Consider the following 15,682-nt stretch of genomic DNA (forward strand, 5'->3'; position numbering starts at 1 on the left):
CGCGATTGCAACGCGATGTTCACGTTGCGCGGGTTCAATGGTCGCCGAGCGATGCTTGACGCGATGCGAACCATGGCGAGGTGCTTCTGCAGAAGGACGCGGTCGTGAGCGCGCTGCCGCCCGACGCCGTGACGTCGCTCCCGGGCGCCGAGGCCGCCGCGGTCTCGTGGCGCACGCAGGGCCAGCGCTACATCACGATCATCGTCAAGGCGAGCTTCGCGTTCACGCCCGGCGCGGCCATGTGGCGGACGGAGCCGCAGGAGATCCTCCGCGCCGAGGTCCATCACGGCAAGAACCCCGCGCGGAGCGTGCGGTTCACCGGCGATCTCGCGCCCTACCTGGGCCGCGCGGACGTGCTCTTCACGGGCGACGCCCACGCCCCCGAGGGGGCGCATGTCGAGTGCTTGCCGGTGCGGCTCGCCGTCTTCGGCGCGGGCGGCTGCGCGCTCGACAAACGCCTCCTCGTCCGCGACAAAAAGCCGTTCCAGCGGATGCCCCTCGTGTACGAGAAGGCAGCGCGCGGCGCGAACGGGTGGGAGAACCCCTTCGGCATCGACGCGGGCGACGGCGAGGCCAGGGTCCTCGATCCCCAGGACCCCGCGCGGCCCGCGGGGCTCGGCCCGATCGCGCGCGCCTGGCCCGTGCGCAAGCGGCTGCTCGGCAAGACCCGGCGCGAGACGCTCGAGGGCCCGAACGCGGAGATCCCCGCTGGCTTCGACTGGTCGTACTTCCAGGCGGCGCCCCCGGACCAGCGGATCGACTATCTGCGCGGCGACGAGTGGATCGTGCTCGAGAACCTGCACCCGGCCGCTCGCCGGCTGGAGATGCGCCTGCCCCGAGCGCGCGGCGTGGCGCGGATCCACGGGCTCGCCGCGCCTCCTGCGACAGGGGGCGACGTCATCGAGCTCAACGCGGACACGCTCCGGATCGACGGCGCCGAGCAGCGCTGCACGGTCGTGTGGCGTCAGATCGTCCCCGTACCCGACGGCCACGCCCTCGCGGCCGTGCGGATCGCCGCCGGCGTCGCGGTCGACAGCGAGGAGCTCGCGTGGCCCGACCTGCGCCCCGGGCGGGCCTCGGGCGCCGCGGGAGCGGCTCCAGGTGCGCTCCCGATCGGCCCGCGAGGGACCGTGCACATCGAGGACGCGCCCGGCCAGGCGCGCCAGCGGGACGGGGATCCGGGGCGCACCATCCACCTCTCGGACGACGAGATCGAGCTCATCGACCTGATCCAGCGCCCGTCGCCGCTGCAGACGGTCGCGCTCTCCGACGAGCAGGGCGAGGCGGCGGTGCGCGCGCCGGCGCTTCCGTTCGCGCCCGCGCCGGGATCGTCGCGGCAGGGCCGGGTACTGGCCAAATTTGGACAGGGAGACGGGGAGGCGGGGAGAAAAAACTCAGCAAATCTCCCCGTCTCCCCGTCTCCCTGTGATTTTTCTCGGGCAAAGTCGACCACCACCCAGGGCCGGCCCGAGCCAGCGCGACCGCAGATCGATGCCGTCGCGAGCGCGACGCTCGTGCTGTCGAGCGAGGAGGAGGTGCGCGTCGGCGAGCGGCCCGCGATCCCGTTCTTCTTCGACCCGAGGCCCGCGCCGCGCGTCGAGCTCAGGGCGCCGATCCCCGGCGCGCCCTGGTCTGGCGCGCTCGCTTCACCGGCGCCCGGCGCGTCCATGGGGCTCGCGACCCTCGCGCTGGAGGAGGATGCTCCGCCGCCGCCCGCCGAGGTGTTGCCGCCGCCCGTCGAGTCTTCGTCCTACGCCGCCCCGGCCTCGGGCGTCCTCGCGCGCGAGCCCGAGCGACCCGCCGCGTCCCGCTTCTTTCACGCCCTCCGGCGCGAGGGCGAATCGCCCTCCGGGTCGCTCCCGCCGCTCGGCGACGGCGACGAGGTGAGCCTCGAGCGGTGCGCCCTCGTCACGGCGGAGCTCGCCGAGAAGCCGGTCCCCCGCGCCGACGTGCTCAGGGCGCACGGCCTGTCGGAGGCGCGCTGGGCAGAGGCCGAGCGGCGGTGGCGGGAGTCGATGGCAGAAGAGGCCAGGCGCCGCGAGCGGGCGCTCCGCGACAGGTTCGACGCGGCCTACGTCGGCGCGTGGGAAGCCGTCTGTGGCCCGCTGCATGCGGCCGACTATGCCCGGCTGCTCGTCGCGACCGAGCGCAGCGGGGGCGCCGCGGCGCTCGGCGACCGCGCGATCCGACGCACCGTGTGGGTGCGCATGAAGCGGCTGTGGGCCAGGCGGCTCGCCGACGATCCGCGCCTCAGGGCCCGCGTCGAGGCCGAGATCGCGAGGCTGCGCGAGGCGCCCCGCCAGCGCGCGCAGGCCGGCGCACCCGCGGCGTACGCCGTCTGATCCGCGTCGCGCGCCGTGCCCCTTGACCGCGGCGCCCGGGGTTCCGAACATCATCGCTGGTGCAAGCGATGGTCCATTCATGATCGACGCGTCGACGCTGGGCAAGGAGCTCGCGGGCCGGTACAGCGTGGAGGGGCTGCTCGGCGTGGGCTCGATGGGCGCCGTCTTCCGCGCGCGCCACCTCGCGCTCGCGCGGGTCGTCGCGATCAAGGTGCTCACCGGGCACACGGATCCGCACGCCGGGGAGCGGATGCTGCGCGAGGCGCGCATCTCGGCGCTCATCAAGTCGCCGCACGTGGTGAGCTGCTACGACTTCGGCTTCCTCTCGAGCCGATCGCCGTTCATGGTGATGGAGTACGTGGGCGGCCCGTCGCTGGCCGCGAGGCTCCAGGATGGCCCGCTGCCGCTCGACGATCTGCGGCGCTACATGCTCCATGCGGCGCGGGGGATGGCCGCCGCGACCGAGCTCGGCGTGATGCACCGCGACCTGAAGCCGTCGAACATGCTGATCGCGCCGTCAGGGGAGCTGAAGGTCGCCGACTTCGGCCTCGCGCGCCTGACCGCCACGACGGGGCCCTCGGCGCTACGGGAGCAGCCCCTCACCGCGATGGGCACCGTGCTGGGGACGCCGTTCTACATGGCGCCGGAGCAGGCGTGGAGCCCGCAGGAGAGCGACACGCGCGCGGACATCTACAGCTATGGCGCGTCGTTCTACCACGCGGCCACGGGACAGCGACCGTTCGAGGAGCAGGAGCTCCTGCCGCTCCTGCTCGCGCACCGGCAGGACATCCCGGCCCGGCCGCGGGCGCTCCGTCCCGAGCTCGACGAGGACGTGCAGGCCGTCCTGGAGCGCTGCCTGGCCAAGGACCCGAAGGACCGCTTCCAGTCCTTCGACGAGATCGACACCGCCCTCGTGGGCGCCCAGAGCACCCGCTGGGGGGACCCGCACGACCTGACGCTCCGCGTGTACATGGAGCAGTACACGCGCTTCCGGCCCGCCATCCTGTCGGGCGGCGCTGCCGGGCCGGTCACGGCCTTCCAGTTCCACGGGGACAGGACGCTCTCGATCGTGCGCGCGAACATCGCAGGCGTGTCGGCCGACGCGCTCGTGAGCGCGGACGACGGGCAGCTCACCATGTCGGGCGGCGTGGCGCTCGCCCTGAACCACGCGAGCGGCGGCGTGTGCCACATGGAGACGCGCAAGTACGTTCCCGTGCGGCACGGCGGGGTGGTGGTCAGCTCCGGCGGCAGGTTGAACGCGCGGTTCGTGTTCCACGCGATCACGCTCGACTGGGATCACGTGGCGACCTACCGGCCGACGCGCGATCTCATCCTGCGGCTCCTGGAAGGGTGCTTCTATCACGCGGACACGATGAAGCTCCGGAGCATGGCGCTGCCGCTGCTCGGGGCGGGGCGAGCGGGCTTCTCGCCCGCCGAGTGCCTCGACACGATGGTCGAGTTCCTCGTGAAGGCGATGCTCCTTGGCGGGACAGGGCTGTCGCACGTGACGATCGTGCTCCGGGAGGGCGCCGGGGTCTGAGCGAGCGCCCTCTCGGCAGGTAGCGCCGCGCCATCGCCCCCGGTCCCTGTTTCCAGTCCTCCTGGAGCAGGGGCCCGTGGCTCAAGGAAGTGTCACCGCAGCTCCCGGTCAGAAGTGTTACCAGGGCTCCGCTCGTACACTTGCTCACCGTTGTGCGGCTCCTGCGCAGCTCAACCGGCCTCCTGCACGTCGATTCCGTGTCCTTCATCACTGGATGCCGCCTCCTGCGCAGCCATGGCCGCCTCCAGCGCAGCGCCGGCGGCTCTCCTGCGCGGTCTTGGCCTCGTCCTGCGCAGCGCCCCTGGGTCTCCTGCGCAGCCACGGCCGCCTCCAGCGCAGCGCCGCTAGATCTCCTGCGCGACTCTGGCCGTCTCCTGCGCAGTCTCTTCTGGTCAGCGTCTCGGTCGATCGATCTCCGCTCCGAGCACGCGGAGGCCCTTCAAAAGGCGCACCGCGGCGGAGTACTGGTACGCGGGCACCGACAAGCACCGCGCGGCGAGCACGGTGCTGCCGCCAGCGTCCAACGAGATCGCCGCGGCGCCGCGGATCTCCGGACGCGTGCTGTTCGCCGACCACTCGGCTGACGAAGACTGCCAATCACATCACCATCAGCACACCGGCGTACGCGCCGGACGGGTCGACTCCTGTCTCTTCGGATCACTCGCCGAGTTTCTATTTGACGCCCAGATCCCACCGAGAACAATGGCGCGTGTCCCCACACCGCGTGTCGCAGCTCGGCGAGGAGCCTTCACCATGTCGATGCGCTTCCACGGCAAGGTCGGCCTGCTTAGCGCTTGTAGCCTCGTCGCCGCCACCGCTCCGGCGCTGGCGCTCGAGTTCAGCGGCGGTGTCAGCGTCGGTGGGATCCAGGTCGGGACGGAGCCCAGGCTCGCCGTGAGCCCCTTCATCGGGTGGCTGTGGCGCAGGACGAGCGACTTCCGGATCGAAGTCCACAACGTGCTCAGCGTCGTCCCAGGGGCAGGCGTCGGGTTCTACGACCGGACGGCGGTCACCTTCGGGTACACCACGAAGACCGGCAACGTCAGCCTCGGGCCGTCGCTGTCGATCTACATGATGCAGGTGTGCGGCGCCGTGATCTGCGACCGCGTGATGGGCGTCGCTCCGGGCGGCCGCGCCCAGTCCGACTGGTACTTCGCCGGGCGCCTCGGGGCGTCCACGAGCGTCAACGTGGACTGGGCCGGCGGGAGCAGCATGCGAGCCTGGACGAGGCCAAGGAGCGATGTGAGTATGCCAACGGGGTGCACCTCGGCTCGGGAGCGCAGTCGTGCGGCCCGTGCCGGTGGGTGACGAACTCAAGCTCGATTAGCAGCTCTTGTCGGCAGCATTGCGTCGATGTGGCGGAGGCATGCGAAAAGGACTGCCGCAAAATTCCTGAGAGCGACAAGCCAGCTCGTCGGAGATGCTGGGAAAAGTGCAATAACGAGTATGCTGAATGCATCAAAAAGTGCAAGGACTGAACAATGAGCTCTCATGCGGTCACCAGGGCGCTGGCGCGCACCCTAGAAATGACGCTGCCAGGATCGAGCGACGTTCACGACATCGTTGTTCGCATCGGGCTTCCAGAGACCGATCCCATTCCGGGCGGAGATTTTCGTGTGCTACTCGAGATCAGTGGATTCGACGAGCCGTACTCTCGTCACTTTTGCGGTGTCGATGAGCTCCAGGCATTTCTCGCAGCATGCTGGATCGTGCCGCCAATCCTCGCCACGCTTGCCCCCGCCGGAGCCAGGTTAAAATGGCTTGGCGAGGATGACCTCGGGTTCGGGACTTCCTCTGCGACCCCCTGAAGAAGCGCGGAGATTTGCGGCGGTGGATGCTCCGTATTGGAGGGGTCGCCGCGCTCGGCGCCGTTGTCGAGAACATGATAGAGGTTGCGGGTGGTCATGATCGAGTTGAAGTATCGATTTCATGGTGATGCTTCTCGGGATGTTGGCGCCGCCGCACACGGTAACGGCATCGTGTCCGGCACAGAAAGGCTCACTGCGGCACGCGCGATCTCCTGCGACGCGGCGAAACCACGCGATCTGCGGGATCCCTCAGCCTGGACCAACCTTTGCTGTCCGTGCCCTCGGGAGGTGATGCTCATGTCGAGGATCCTGGCGATGGTTTCAATTTGTCTTCTGGCGTCCGCCTGCGTCGATTCGACGACGGTGGGCCCTGGCGGGCCCACGAGCAGCTCCTCCGGCGGCGGCCAAGGGGGGGACGGCGGCTCCGGCCCGGGGCCCGGCGGCGGCGCGGTCGATTGCTCGGCGTTCGAGGACGACGAGCCCGGACCGCAGGTGACGTTCACGGTGACCAACAACCGCGCGACGCCCATCTATTACCACAACGACCAGTGCTCCGACCGCTTCCGCGTGGCTCCGGAGGGTGGGCAACTCGGCAATGCGGAGCTCTCGAACATCGAGATGACCTGCGAGGAGGTCCAGACGGCAGAACACTGGCCGCTCGACTGCCACGACGCGACCGTGATCGAGATCGCGGCCGGACAGAGCGCGACGTTCGGTTGGACAGGCGTGCTGTACGAGCGCCAGCAGATGCCGAGCGCCTGCGCGGTTCGGCCGGACAATCCATTCGTCGCGTTCTGCGAGCTCGCCGTCGCCGTGCAGCCCGGAGCGCTCGAGATCGCCATCGAGCTCTTCGGCGCGGCCAAGTGTGAACTAAGCAGCATATGCGATTACCCCAGCGCTCCGTTTACTGTCAGGCAGGATTTCACGTACCCGGACGACACGGCGGTTGCGATCGCGATCGACTGACGTCGCCACCTCGCTCAACGGTCGATCGGACTCAGGGAGATCCCTCATCGGGATCGACATCGGGAGCATAACAGTTCGCGGTACCTCAACGAGGGTGGGCCAGGCGCGCCGCGTGGAGCGAGGGGGTCAGAGATGGCGCGGTCCCGGGCTCGACGTCCTCGCCGGGATCGCAGCGGTCATCGACGCTTGGTGCGTGGATGGGTGGGCGGCTTGCTGCGCGCGGGGCCGGCTTCCAGCGCGTCTCTACCTCGGAGGTGGAGGGCAGACCCGCCTTCGGCTGGGAGTGGCGCTGGCGCTCCAGCGGGATGGTGGTGGCCTATCCGGAGATCATCTGCGGCGAGAAGCCATGGAACGCGCCCACCGCTGAGGTATCGCCGATTTTCAGGAGAGTGAACGAATCCGGGTTCGATGATGCTTCGATGATCGAACCCACGCGCGCAGCGTGACTGTGATCTTGCAAGACGCCGCACCGCGAAGCGGTCGCGATGAAGAAAGGACCCTTGACTTTCGCCTCCTGGTCGTAAGAGTATTCCACCCTCCCTTGACGGTCCGGACCTCTCTCCGCCGGGGGCCGCAGTCGGTCGCGGGATCGCGCAAGGGCCGACTCCGAGTGAGGGTACTGTCGGGATTATTTGCTTCTTGCAGCTGCGCGTCCGAGTGGGTCTTGCTTTCTCCGTGGTGATGCCCGGCCCCATCACACGGCGTATTCGAGTGTGAGCATCTGTCTGGCGAGCGTCGTGATCGCCGGGCATGTGGTCGGCGCAGGCCCGCGGGTGCATTCGTGAACACCGCGAACACGAGCGCGCTGGTCGAAAAATTTGAATCTTGACCCATGGTTCGAGGGTACGCAGGCGTCTCGATGGTTCAGTAATTCATCTCGAGCAGAAGCCTGCGGCTTCGCCGGTCCATCATGGAGAACCCTTCAATGCGCATCGCTCCCTTGCTCGGCTACTTATCCGCCTCGATGGCATGCGGCCTGCTGGCGTGCAACGCCGAGCGCATCGTGGGCGAGGACCTCGACGTCCTGGACTCCTCGTCGAGCAGCTCGTCGTCGTCGAGCAGCGGCTCGATCTCGTCGACGAGCAGCAGCGCGGGGACGGGCGGCGATGGGGCCGGCGGGGGCTCCTCGTCGAGCAGCAGCTCGGGGGCGGGCGGCGATGGGGCCGGCGGGAGCTCCTCGTCGAGCAGCAGCTCGGGGACGGGCGGCGGCGGGGCCGGCGGGGCCGGCGGGGGCTCGTCGTCGAGCAGCAGCTCGGGGACGGGCGGCGGCGGGGCCGGCGGGGCCGGCGGCGCACCCGACACGTGCACGACATCCGAACCGTCGGTCTGCAGCAATCAAACCGGCGACCACTGCGGCTTCACCTATCAACTCTGGATGGACCGGGGGACCGGCTGCCTGACCAGCACCGCGGATGGCTTCAGCGTGGAATGGAGCGATATCAACAACTTGCTGGGCCGCAAAGGCCTGAGGCCCGGGTCGGCGAACCAGATCGTGACCTACGAGGCTGACTTTCAGCCAAGCGGCAACGCCTACCTGGGTGTCTATGGTTGGGCGAAGAAGCCGGACGTCGAATACTATATCGTCGATGGCTGGGGCACCTGGCGCCCCCATGGCGGAACAAGAACCATGGGCACCGTCACGAGCGACGGAGGCGTCTATGACATCTACAGAATCGATCGATCCGATGTGATTGGGATTGATGGCGTCAATGCCCCTCCCCAGTTCTGGAGCGTTCGCACGCAGAAGCGCACGAGCGGAACCATCACCGTCGCCAACCACTTCGACGCATGGCAGAGTCTGGGGATGAACATGGGGACCTTGAGCGAGGTCTCGATGTTCGTGGAAGGATATCAGAGCAGCGGAAGGGCTGAGGTGAGCTTGTCCATGAGATGAGCGCCGGGGTCGGAGCGTCGAGCCCAGCCCGCCCCCGAGCTAGCGCCCGCTCGCGCCGTCTCCCCGCGCGGCCACGGACACCCGCAGCGCGCCGATCCCGCGCGCCTCGGCCGTGGCGCCGGCGATATCGATGACGAGCTCGTCGCCGGACGCGAGCGGCCCCACGCCCTGGGGCGTCCCGGTCGCGATGACGTCGCCAGGCTCCAGCGTCATCACCCGGCTGATGTACGCGACCAGCTCGGCCACTCCCCAGATCATCTGCGCCGTCATCCCGTCCTGCCGCACCTGGGAGTTCACGACAGCCCGCACGCGGAGCGCCGCGGGATCGAGCGCCGTCTCGATCCACGGCCCCACGGGGCAGAACGTGTCGAACCCCTTGCCCCGCGTGAATTGCACGTCCTTCCGTTGCAGATCCCGCGCGGTGATGTCGCCCAGGCAGGTGTACCCGAGCACGTGATCCAGCGCCTCCTCCGGCCGCACGGCCCGGGCGCGGCGGCCGATGATCACGCCGAGCTCCGCCTCGTGCTCGACCCGCTGGCTCTCCGGAGGGAGCACGATGGACTGGCCAGGACCGATGAGCGCCGAGGGCGGCTTGAGGAAGAGGAGCGGCTCGACCGGGACGTCGTTGCCCAGCTCCTGCGCGTGCGCGGCGTAATTGCGCCCCACACACACGATCTTCGTGGGGGCCACGGGGCAGGCGAGATCGATGTCGGTCCACGCCACGGCCTCCCCCGTGGTCTTGCCGCCGAGCCAGGGCGGAGCGTCCAGGACGAGCGCGGCTGCGCCGTCGAGGCGGGCGAAGAAGGCTGGGCGATCCTGATCGGGAGGCGCGAGGCGAGCGAAGCGCATGGCGCGAGCAAAGCGCGATCTTCGCGTCGCGGCAAGCCTCGGGGACCCTTGCACAGCGACGTGCGAGCGCCGGGCGCCCGCCAGCGCGGAGCTCGTGCGTCATGGTCGTCGCGCGACGTCGGCGGCGGGCCGCCGTCACCGAGGAGGCGCGGCGACGCCCCGGCGTCGCGCGACGAGGCGAGCCTCGTGATGCCCTTCCTCGAGCCACCCTTCCTCGTAACGGACCACCTCGAGCGCCTCGCCGAGGAGCCCCGGCAGCTCGCCGTCATCGAGCAGCCAGCGCGCGCTCGGGTGCGCGTGCCGCAGCAGGTTCGACCGCGTCGGGTGCACGACGACGAGGTGGCCGCCCGGGGCGAGCTCCGCCGCGCAGGCCGCGAGCCTGCGCTCGAGGAAGTAGAAGATCACGAGGAGGTCCCACGGCCCGGCAGGGAGCGGATCGCGCTCCACGTCGAGCGTCACCGTGCGCAGCGCGAGCCCTTCTCTCGCCGCGGCGGTCCGCGCGATGCCGAGCCCGACCTCGGAGATGTCGGCCAGCGTCACGTCGAGCCCGCGCCGCGCGAGCCACAGGGCGTGACGACCCGCGCCGCCCGCCAGGTCGAGCGCGCGCCCGCGCCGGGGCAGGAGCGGATCGAGCGCCGTGAGCGCGGCGGACGGCTCCCCCGGATCGCCGCCTCCCTCGCGGTAGCGGGCGTCCCACCTCGTGCGATCGTCGTCCGACACGCTTTCCTCCTGTGCTGCTGGCCGCGCCGGGGCGAACACCGGCGAGCGCCCCTCGCTGGCGCGGAGCGTACCATCCTCCAGCGGGGCCGCTCCGGCGCGGGGCGACGGCGCCGGCCGGCGTCTTCTGGACGCGCGGCATGACCTGGCCTAGCACGCCGGCGGTTTGCCATGCCCGAGTGCCTGACCCTGGCCCCGACCCCGGATCCTCGCCGCTTCCGCGCGCCCGACGGCGCGCTGCTCTCGCCGCCCGAAGGCTGGGCGTGCCTGCCCCCGGGTGACGCCGGGCTCACCCGCCGGGTGAAGCTCGCGGGCCCGTCCTGGATGGTCGTCGAGAAGCGCGGGAGGAAGACGTTCTCCCGGGGTCTCTGGGCGCCGGCCGCCACCATCGAGGCCGCCCGCGCGGCGCTCGAGGCGGAGCGCAGCACGCCCGCGTACGCGAAGAAGCGGGAGGCGGACGCCCGGCGGAGGGAGCGCGACCAGGAGGAGTACGTGCGCGAGTTCGAGGCCGCGGTGGCCGCGTTCCTCCGGTTCTCGCCGCGCTACGCGGCGCTCGCGCGGGCGGTCGCGACCAAGGTGACGCTGCACGCCACGCCGGTCGGCAGCGGCACCGTCGCCCGCACGGAGCGGATCCCGGTCGGGCAGCGCGCCGAGTCGGCCGTGATCGCCTGGATGCGGCACCAGACCACGGCCTACGACTCGATGGCCATCCCGCGCGTGAAGGGGATGCGCCGCGAGGTGCGGCGCGAGCTCGCGCAGATCTCCCGCGCCATCCTCGATCTCCATCGCGGCGACGCGCCGCACGCGGGCGCGTCGTGCCCGCTCTGCGCGGCGCTCTGACGCGCGGGGCGGAGCAGAGCGAGCGCGCTACCCGCCGAGCAGCCCCTCGCCGACCAGCCGCGCGCGCAGCCCCGCGGCCCCGTCGAACACGTGCGCGCGCATCCCGACCGCGGCCGCCGCCTCGCAGTTCTCCGCGCGATCGTCGACGAACAGGCACTCGCCCGCGCCGACCCCGATGCGCGTCATGAGCCGATCGAAGAACTCGCGCGCCGGCTTGCGCACGCCCAGGTGATGGCTCGAATAGACCCCCTCGAACAGGACGTCGAGCCCGAACGCCTCGCGCACCTCCTCGACCCACACGGGGTAATTGCTCGCCACGAACCTGAGCGAGCGGCCCTCGAGCGACGCGACAATCTCCCGCACGCCGGGCAAGAAGCGATATCCCGCGCGGCGCACCCGGTTGAACGCGTCGAGGTCGAACGAGAACCCCTCGGCGCCTTCACGAAAGAACCGGCGAGCGAACTCGGCCTCATCGATCTCACCGATCTCGAACGCAGGCCAGCACGTGGGGTCGCGGTGCTTTGCGATCTCGGCGCGCGCGGCGGGCGCGGCGGACCGGATCGCCGCGGCGAGCGCCTCCCGGTACGGGTCGTAGAGGACGGTATCCATCAGATCGAAACACACTGCGCGGACCATCAGTCGCGAACCGTAGCACCGGCGCGCGCCTGTGTGCGCACACAGGTCACACAGGCGCACAGGCGTGCGGCCACACGGGTGAGTTGCGTTGAGGGCGCGCGAGCCAACGCGAGCCAACGCGAACGAACCCGATGTCACGAAACCGATACGAACTTTGAGAAAGCGCATCTCGCAATGCGCTGCGCGATGGCTTATACTGGGCATGGGTGGCGAGTTCTCAGGAGCATGGTCCGGCGACGCGCCGGCTCCTGAGATCGCGTGTGGTGGTCTGCTTTTCTACCGGCGCGCAGCGCCGGGACTTACTTAAAAAGGAGTCAGGCCATGAGATTGCCTGCGATGGGCATTGCCTTGTTCACGGTCGCCGTGGCCAGCGCGGCGTGCGGCGGCGGTGGTGACGACGAGAATCTCAATCAGAGCGGCTCGGGCGCCGGGAACAGCTCGGGTAATGGGAGCGGAGGCGACGACGGCGGCTTCGGTTCAGCGGGGGTGACCTCGGGCAGCGGCGCCGGCTCAGGCGGCCCCAGCAGCGGCGCAGGCCCTTCGACCGGGGCCGGCGAGGCGTGCGCCACGCAATCGGCGCAGGCCGGGCTCCAGCCCGTGTACCTGGCTGTCGCGTTCGACGTGTCAGGCAGCATGGGGATGAACGACAGGCCCTCGCACAGCAAGGAGCTCAAGTGGGATCCCGTCGTCGCCGCGACCAAGCAGTTCTTCAAGGATCCGGCGTCCGCGGGGCTCACCGCCTCGCTCACGTTCTTCCCCGGCGAGCGGCGGATGTGCGACGCCGGAACCTACCGCACGCCGGACGTCGAGATGACGCCGCTGCCCTCCGAGGCGTTCGGCGAGGCGATCGACGATGTCACGCCCGCGACCGACGACGACTGGCGCACGAGCACGCCGACGGCGTTCGTGGTCGACGGGACGGTCACTTTCATCGAGGCGCAGCGCCAGGAGAACCCCGGGAAGTACGCGCTCGTGCTCGTGACCGACGGCTACCCGCAGCGCTGCAGCAGAGACGCGGACAGCATCGAGGCCGTCGTCGAGCGCGTCGAGGGGGCGCGCCAGGACAACGTCCCGACCTACGTGATCGGGGTGGCGAACCCTCCGGAGGACGAGCCGGGAAACGTCGACAACCTGCGCGACATCGCGGTGGCGGGCGGCACGGGGAAGGCGTTCATCATCGAGACCGGCAACCCCGACGCGACGGCGACCGCGTTCAGGGCGGCGATCGACGAGATCCGCGGCGCCTCGGTGTCGTGCACGGTCGCGATCCCGGCCGCTCCCGACGGGCGGACGTTCGACAAGCAGCGGGTGCGCGTGACGTACACGAGCGGAGGGGGCCAGCCGAAGGCCGTCGCGTACGATCAGGAGTGCGCGAGCGCCGACGCCTGGCGCTACGACAATCCGTCGAACCCGACGCAGATCGAGCTCTGCGAGAGCGTGTGCGGCGCGATACAGTCGGATCCAGCGGCGTCCCTGGGAGTCGACTTCACCTGCGAGGACGTGATCGACATCCCGCAGTGATCGGCGGCGGGGGCGCTCCCTGATCCGGGCGCGCCCGCCGCTGACGTGGCGCGGCGCGCGCAGGCCCGCGTCGCGAGCGCTTCCCTCAGGGCGCGCAGGCTGCCTGTGGGCTGAAGAGCGCCGGGGCGAGGCCCCGGTAGTCTTCGTGCGGCACGCCGCCGCGGAGATCGCCGCCGAGCTTGTAATAGAAGCACCGCGAGGCGGGGATCCCGGCGGCCGTGTACGTCGCCACGTCGCTCGGCATGTTGCCGAAGCCGAAGGAGGGCACGATGCCCGTGCGCGCCTTGAGCCATCCGAGCTCGATCGTCTTGAACTCGGCCGCCGCGCCGCCGAACGCGCCGGTGACGCCGATGGTGGTGCGGAGGATGCCCGGCGGGAAGCCCTGCTCTCGCAGCCAGACCCTCGTGCTGCCCACGAGCCACTCGGGGCGCGCTGTCACATAGAAAAGGTAGATCCCGCTCTCGGCGAGGGCGCGCATCGCCTCCGCCGCGCCGGGGTGGGCGGCCGGCGGGCCGCCGCCGACGAGCTCGCCGACGACCGCCGCCTCGCTCGACGTGAGCGTCCCGTCGACGTCGGTCACGGCCACCTGCGCGCCGGACGGGAGGATCTCGATGAACAGATCCGCGCTCGTGGCGTCGCCGGCCACGGCGAGGTGGACGCGGTGCCGGCCGACCTCGAGGCGCCGGCCCGCGGCGAGATCGATGTAGACGCGCCCGCCGGTGTCCGGGATCCCCTCCGTGGTCGGGTGCGGTTGGTCGTCGTCGCTCGTCCGGAAGGTGCCGAGCCGCTCCCAGGCGCCGCTGCAGCCGCGGAGCAGGTAGGCCTCGACGTCCTCGTCCTCGAGATCGTCGTCCTGCGGCCCGTAAGCGAGCTTCGCGATGGCCCACTGGGGCCCGTCGGCGCGGGCGAAGAGGTCGCGCCCGCGGTGGCGCGGCCACCCGGCCGCGACGAGGCGCGAGCGCGTGTGCCTGAACCCGCGCGGCAGGGCAGCCGGCGGCGGCGCGTCGCAGGCCGGACGGGCCGGGCAGGCGCCCGCCCGGGGCCGCGGCGGCGCGGGAGTGTCAGCGTGGCGCGGGGCACCGGCGCAGGCGACGAACGAGGCGGCGGCGAGGACCAGCGGGGCGAGCGGGGCGGGGCGCAACATGTCCACGTATACCGCGTTGGTCGTGGTCGTGAACGTGGTCGTGAACGTGGTCGTGGTCGTGGTCGTGAACGTGGTCGTGCGCCGGCCGACGTGAATCGTGGGAGTTGAGAGCGGCGATCTTCGGGTGACGTTCACGTTCACGATCGAGCCGTTGACGACCACGTTCACGACCACGACCACGACCACGACCACGACGACGACGGTGATCGCTAAGATTCAGGTCCAGAAGCCGGTCGGCTGCCCCAGGAGCGCGGCGCCGACCTGGCCGAACCAGCCCTCTGCGGCGGCGGCGTGCTGCGAGAAGGTGTGAATGTCCCGGAACCGCCGTTGCACGGGCGAGGCGTTCCGGGCGACTCCGCCTCCGCCCGCCTGATAGCAGGCGTCCACGGCCCGGGCGCTCACCTCCGTCACCCAGGCCAGTGCGCCCGAGATCCGCGGCGCCATCGCGAGGGCGGCGCCAGGATTGTTCACGCACCCGTCCCAGAGCTCGTCCCCCATGTCGCGCAGCAGGGCGCGCGCCGCGCGGACGCTCGTCTCGGCGCGGCCGAGGTTCACCTGGAACAGCGGAGAGTCCGCCAGCTGGGCGCGCGCATACAGCCGCTTCTTGCCCGAGCTCGCGAGCGTCACGACGTCGTCGAGCGCCCCCTGGGCGATCCCCACGGCCACGGCCCCCATGTGGAGCACGAAGTGCAGGACCGGCGCGACGAAGCCCGGCCCGGCCACCGACGGCTGGCCCCGGAAGATATCGAAGGTGTTCGCCTCGGGGCAGAAGGCCCCTTCCAGCGCGATATCGTGGCTCCCCGTGCCGCGCAGGCCGAGCACGGACCAGGTGTCGAGGATGCGCGCCTCGCTCGCCGGGAACAGCATGCCCCGCATCTCTGGCACCTCGCCGGCCTCGCGCGCCGCGCCCATCCGCGGGCGGCCGCCGTCCATGATCACGCAGTTCCCGAACAGCCAGCTGGCATGCTCGCAGCCGCTCGCGAAGCTCCAGCGCCCGGTGACCCGGTAGCCGCCGTCCGTCGCGTGGGCTTCCCCCTGCGCGTTGAAGCCGCCGCCGATGATCACGTCCGGCCCGCCGGTGTAGATGGCGTCGAAGCGCTCGCGCGGCAGGAGCGCGAAGAGGTTCGGGCTCTCCGAGCCGATCATCACCGTCCAGCCGGTGGCCCCGTCCGCCCGGGCGAGCGCCTCGAGGACGTCCATCCCCGTGCGCAGATCGATCTCGTGGCCGCCGTGGCTCCTCGGCACGAACATCCGGAAGCAACCCGCCGCCTTGAGCTGGCCGAGGAGATCCGCGGGGAGGCGCCGCGCCTCCTCGATCTCCGCGCTCCGTGAGGCGATCGCGGGGGCCAGGTCACGGACGGCATGCAGCACCTTCGCGGCGTCTTCGTTCTTCATCGCTCGCTCCTCGAGATGGGGGGTGGCGGA

At 70.7% G+C, this 15,682-nt stretch carries 14 protein-coding genes and 1 pseudogene; 8 read left to right on the top strand and 7 right to left on the bottom strand.

From position 1 onward, the window contains the following. Positions 1 to 80: 80 nt before the first annotated feature. The 5 genes from WMF46_RS15540 to WMF46_RS15560 all read left to right on the top strand — a co-directional run bounded on the left by WMF46_RS15540 (position 81) and on the right by WMF46_RS15560 (position 6,656). The gene (locus WMF46_RS15540; protein ID WP_437986324.1) at positions 81 to 2,342 is read left to right on the top strand and encodes a DUF2169 family type VI secretion system accessory protein; all 2,262 of its coding nucleotides are present in this window, start codon (positions 81 to 83) and stop codon (positions 2,340 to 2,342) included. Between the two features lie 79 nt (positions 2,343 to 2,421). Then, positions 2,422 to 3,882 carry a serine/threonine-protein kinase gene (locus tag WMF46_RS15545; RefSeq protein WP_437986325.1) on the top strand — a complete coding sequence of 487 codons (1,461 nt, stop codon included), beginning with the start codon at positions 2,422 to 2,424 and terminating at the stop codon, positions 3,880 to 3,882. 753 nt (positions 3,883 to 4,635) lie between these two features. After that, the gene (locus WMF46_RS15550; RefSeq protein ID WP_437986326.1) at positions 4,636 to 5,190 is read left to right on the top strand and encodes a hypothetical protein; all 555 of its coding nucleotides are present in this window, start codon (positions 4,636 to 4,638) and stop codon (positions 5,188 to 5,190) included. Between the two features lie 173 nt (positions 5,191 to 5,363). Beyond that, entirely contained in the window at positions 5,364 to 5,690 is a 327-nt protein-coding gene (locus WMF46_RS15555) for a DUF6968 family protein (RefSeq protein WP_437986327.1), read from the top strand. A 96-nt stretch (positions 5,691 to 5,786) separates the two neighbouring features. Beyond that, a complete protein-coding gene (locus WMF46_RS15560) occupies positions 5,787 to 6,656 on the top strand; it encodes a hypothetical protein (protein ID WP_437986328.1) in 870 nt (289 codons plus the stop codon). Positions 6,657 to 6,972: 316 nt separating this feature from the next. On the opposite strand, the gene WMF46_RS15565 is transcribed toward WMF46_RS15560, so the two are convergent. Together WMF46_RS15565 and WMF46_RS15570 are read right to left on the bottom strand one after the other, a co-directional pair. Next, entirely contained in the window at positions 6,973 to 7,191 is a 219-nt protein-coding gene (locus WMF46_RS15565) for a hypothetical protein (RefSeq protein ID WP_437986329.1), read from the bottom strand. 413 nt (positions 7,192 to 7,604) lie between these two features. Then, positions 7,605 to 7,964, bottom strand: a complete 360-nt coding sequence (locus tag WMF46_RS15570; RefSeq protein WP_437988044.1) for a hypothetical protein — start codon at positions 7,962 to 7,964, stop codon at positions 7,605 to 7,607. A 55-nt stretch (positions 7,965 to 8,019) separates the two neighbouring features. Here WMF46_RS15570 and WMF46_RS15575 point away from each other — a divergent pair. After that, positions 8,020 to 8,550: pseudogene (locus tag WMF46_RS15575) on the top strand (glycoside hydrolase family 11 protein); the annotation flags it as partial. Positions 8,551 to 8,589: 39 nt separating this feature from the next. Here WMF46_RS15575 and WMF46_RS15580 read toward each other — a convergent pair. Both WMF46_RS15580 and WMF46_RS15585 read right to left on the bottom strand, forming a co-directional pair. Next, positions 8,590 to 9,399: a fumarylacetoacetate hydrolase family protein gene (locus WMF46_RS15580; RefSeq protein ID WP_437986330.1), complete on the bottom strand. Its 810-nt coding sequence runs from the start codon at positions 9,397 to 9,399 to the stop codon at positions 8,590 to 8,592. A 135-nt stretch (positions 9,400 to 9,534) separates the two neighbouring features. Next, on the bottom strand, positions 9,535 to 10,119 hold the full coding sequence (locus WMF46_RS15585) for a class I SAM-dependent methyltransferase (protein WP_437986331.1): 585 nt from the start codon (positions 10,117 to 10,119) through the stop codon (positions 9,535 to 9,537). Between the two features lie 168 nt (positions 10,120 to 10,287). Between WMF46_RS15585 and WMF46_RS15590 the strand changes: the two genes are divergently transcribed. Beyond that, positions 10,288 to 10,956 (top strand): DUF2293 domain-containing protein, encoded by a 669-nt coding sequence (locus WMF46_RS15590; protein ID WP_437986332.1) that lies wholly within the window; start codon positions 10,288 to 10,290, stop codon positions 10,954 to 10,956. 27 nt (positions 10,957 to 10,983) lie between these two features. Here WMF46_RS15590 and WMF46_RS15595 read toward each other — a convergent pair whose 3' ends face one another. Further along, on the bottom strand, positions 10,984 to 11,592 hold the full coding sequence (locus WMF46_RS15595) for an HAD family hydrolase (RefSeq protein WP_437986333.1): 609 nt from the start codon (positions 11,590 to 11,592) through the stop codon (positions 10,984 to 10,986). A gap of 321 nt (positions 11,593 to 11,913) precedes the next feature. Here WMF46_RS15595 and WMF46_RS15600 point away from each other — a divergent pair, with 321 nt between their 5' ends. Next, positions 11,914 to 13,113 carry a vWA domain-containing protein gene (locus tag WMF46_RS15600; RefSeq protein ID WP_437986334.1) on the top strand — a complete coding sequence of 400 codons (1,200 nt, stop codon included), beginning with the start codon at positions 11,914 to 11,916 and terminating at the stop codon, positions 13,111 to 13,113. Between the two features lie 85 nt (positions 13,114 to 13,198). Here WMF46_RS15600 and WMF46_RS15605 read toward each other — a convergent pair whose 3' ends face one another. Both WMF46_RS15605 and WMF46_RS15610 read right to left on the bottom strand, forming a co-directional pair. Then, on the bottom strand, positions 13,199 to 14,449 hold the full coding sequence (locus WMF46_RS15605) for an LNS2 domain-containing protein (RefSeq protein ID WP_437986335.1): 1,251 nt from the start codon (positions 14,447 to 14,449) through the stop codon (positions 13,199 to 13,201). A 24-nt stretch (positions 14,450 to 14,473) separates the two neighbouring features. Then, positions 14,474 to 15,652, bottom strand: a complete 1,179-nt coding sequence (locus WMF46_RS15610) for an acyl-CoA dehydrogenase family protein (protein ID WP_437986336.1) — start codon at positions 15,650 to 15,652, stop codon at positions 14,474 to 14,476. Positions 15,653 to 15,682 lie beyond the last annotated feature (30 nt).

This window comes from Sorangium sp. So ce117, from assembly GCF_051524395.1.
Taxonomy (GTDB): Bacteria; Myxococcota_A; Polyangia; order Polyangiales; family Polyangiaceae; genus Sorangium; species Sorangium cellulosum_B.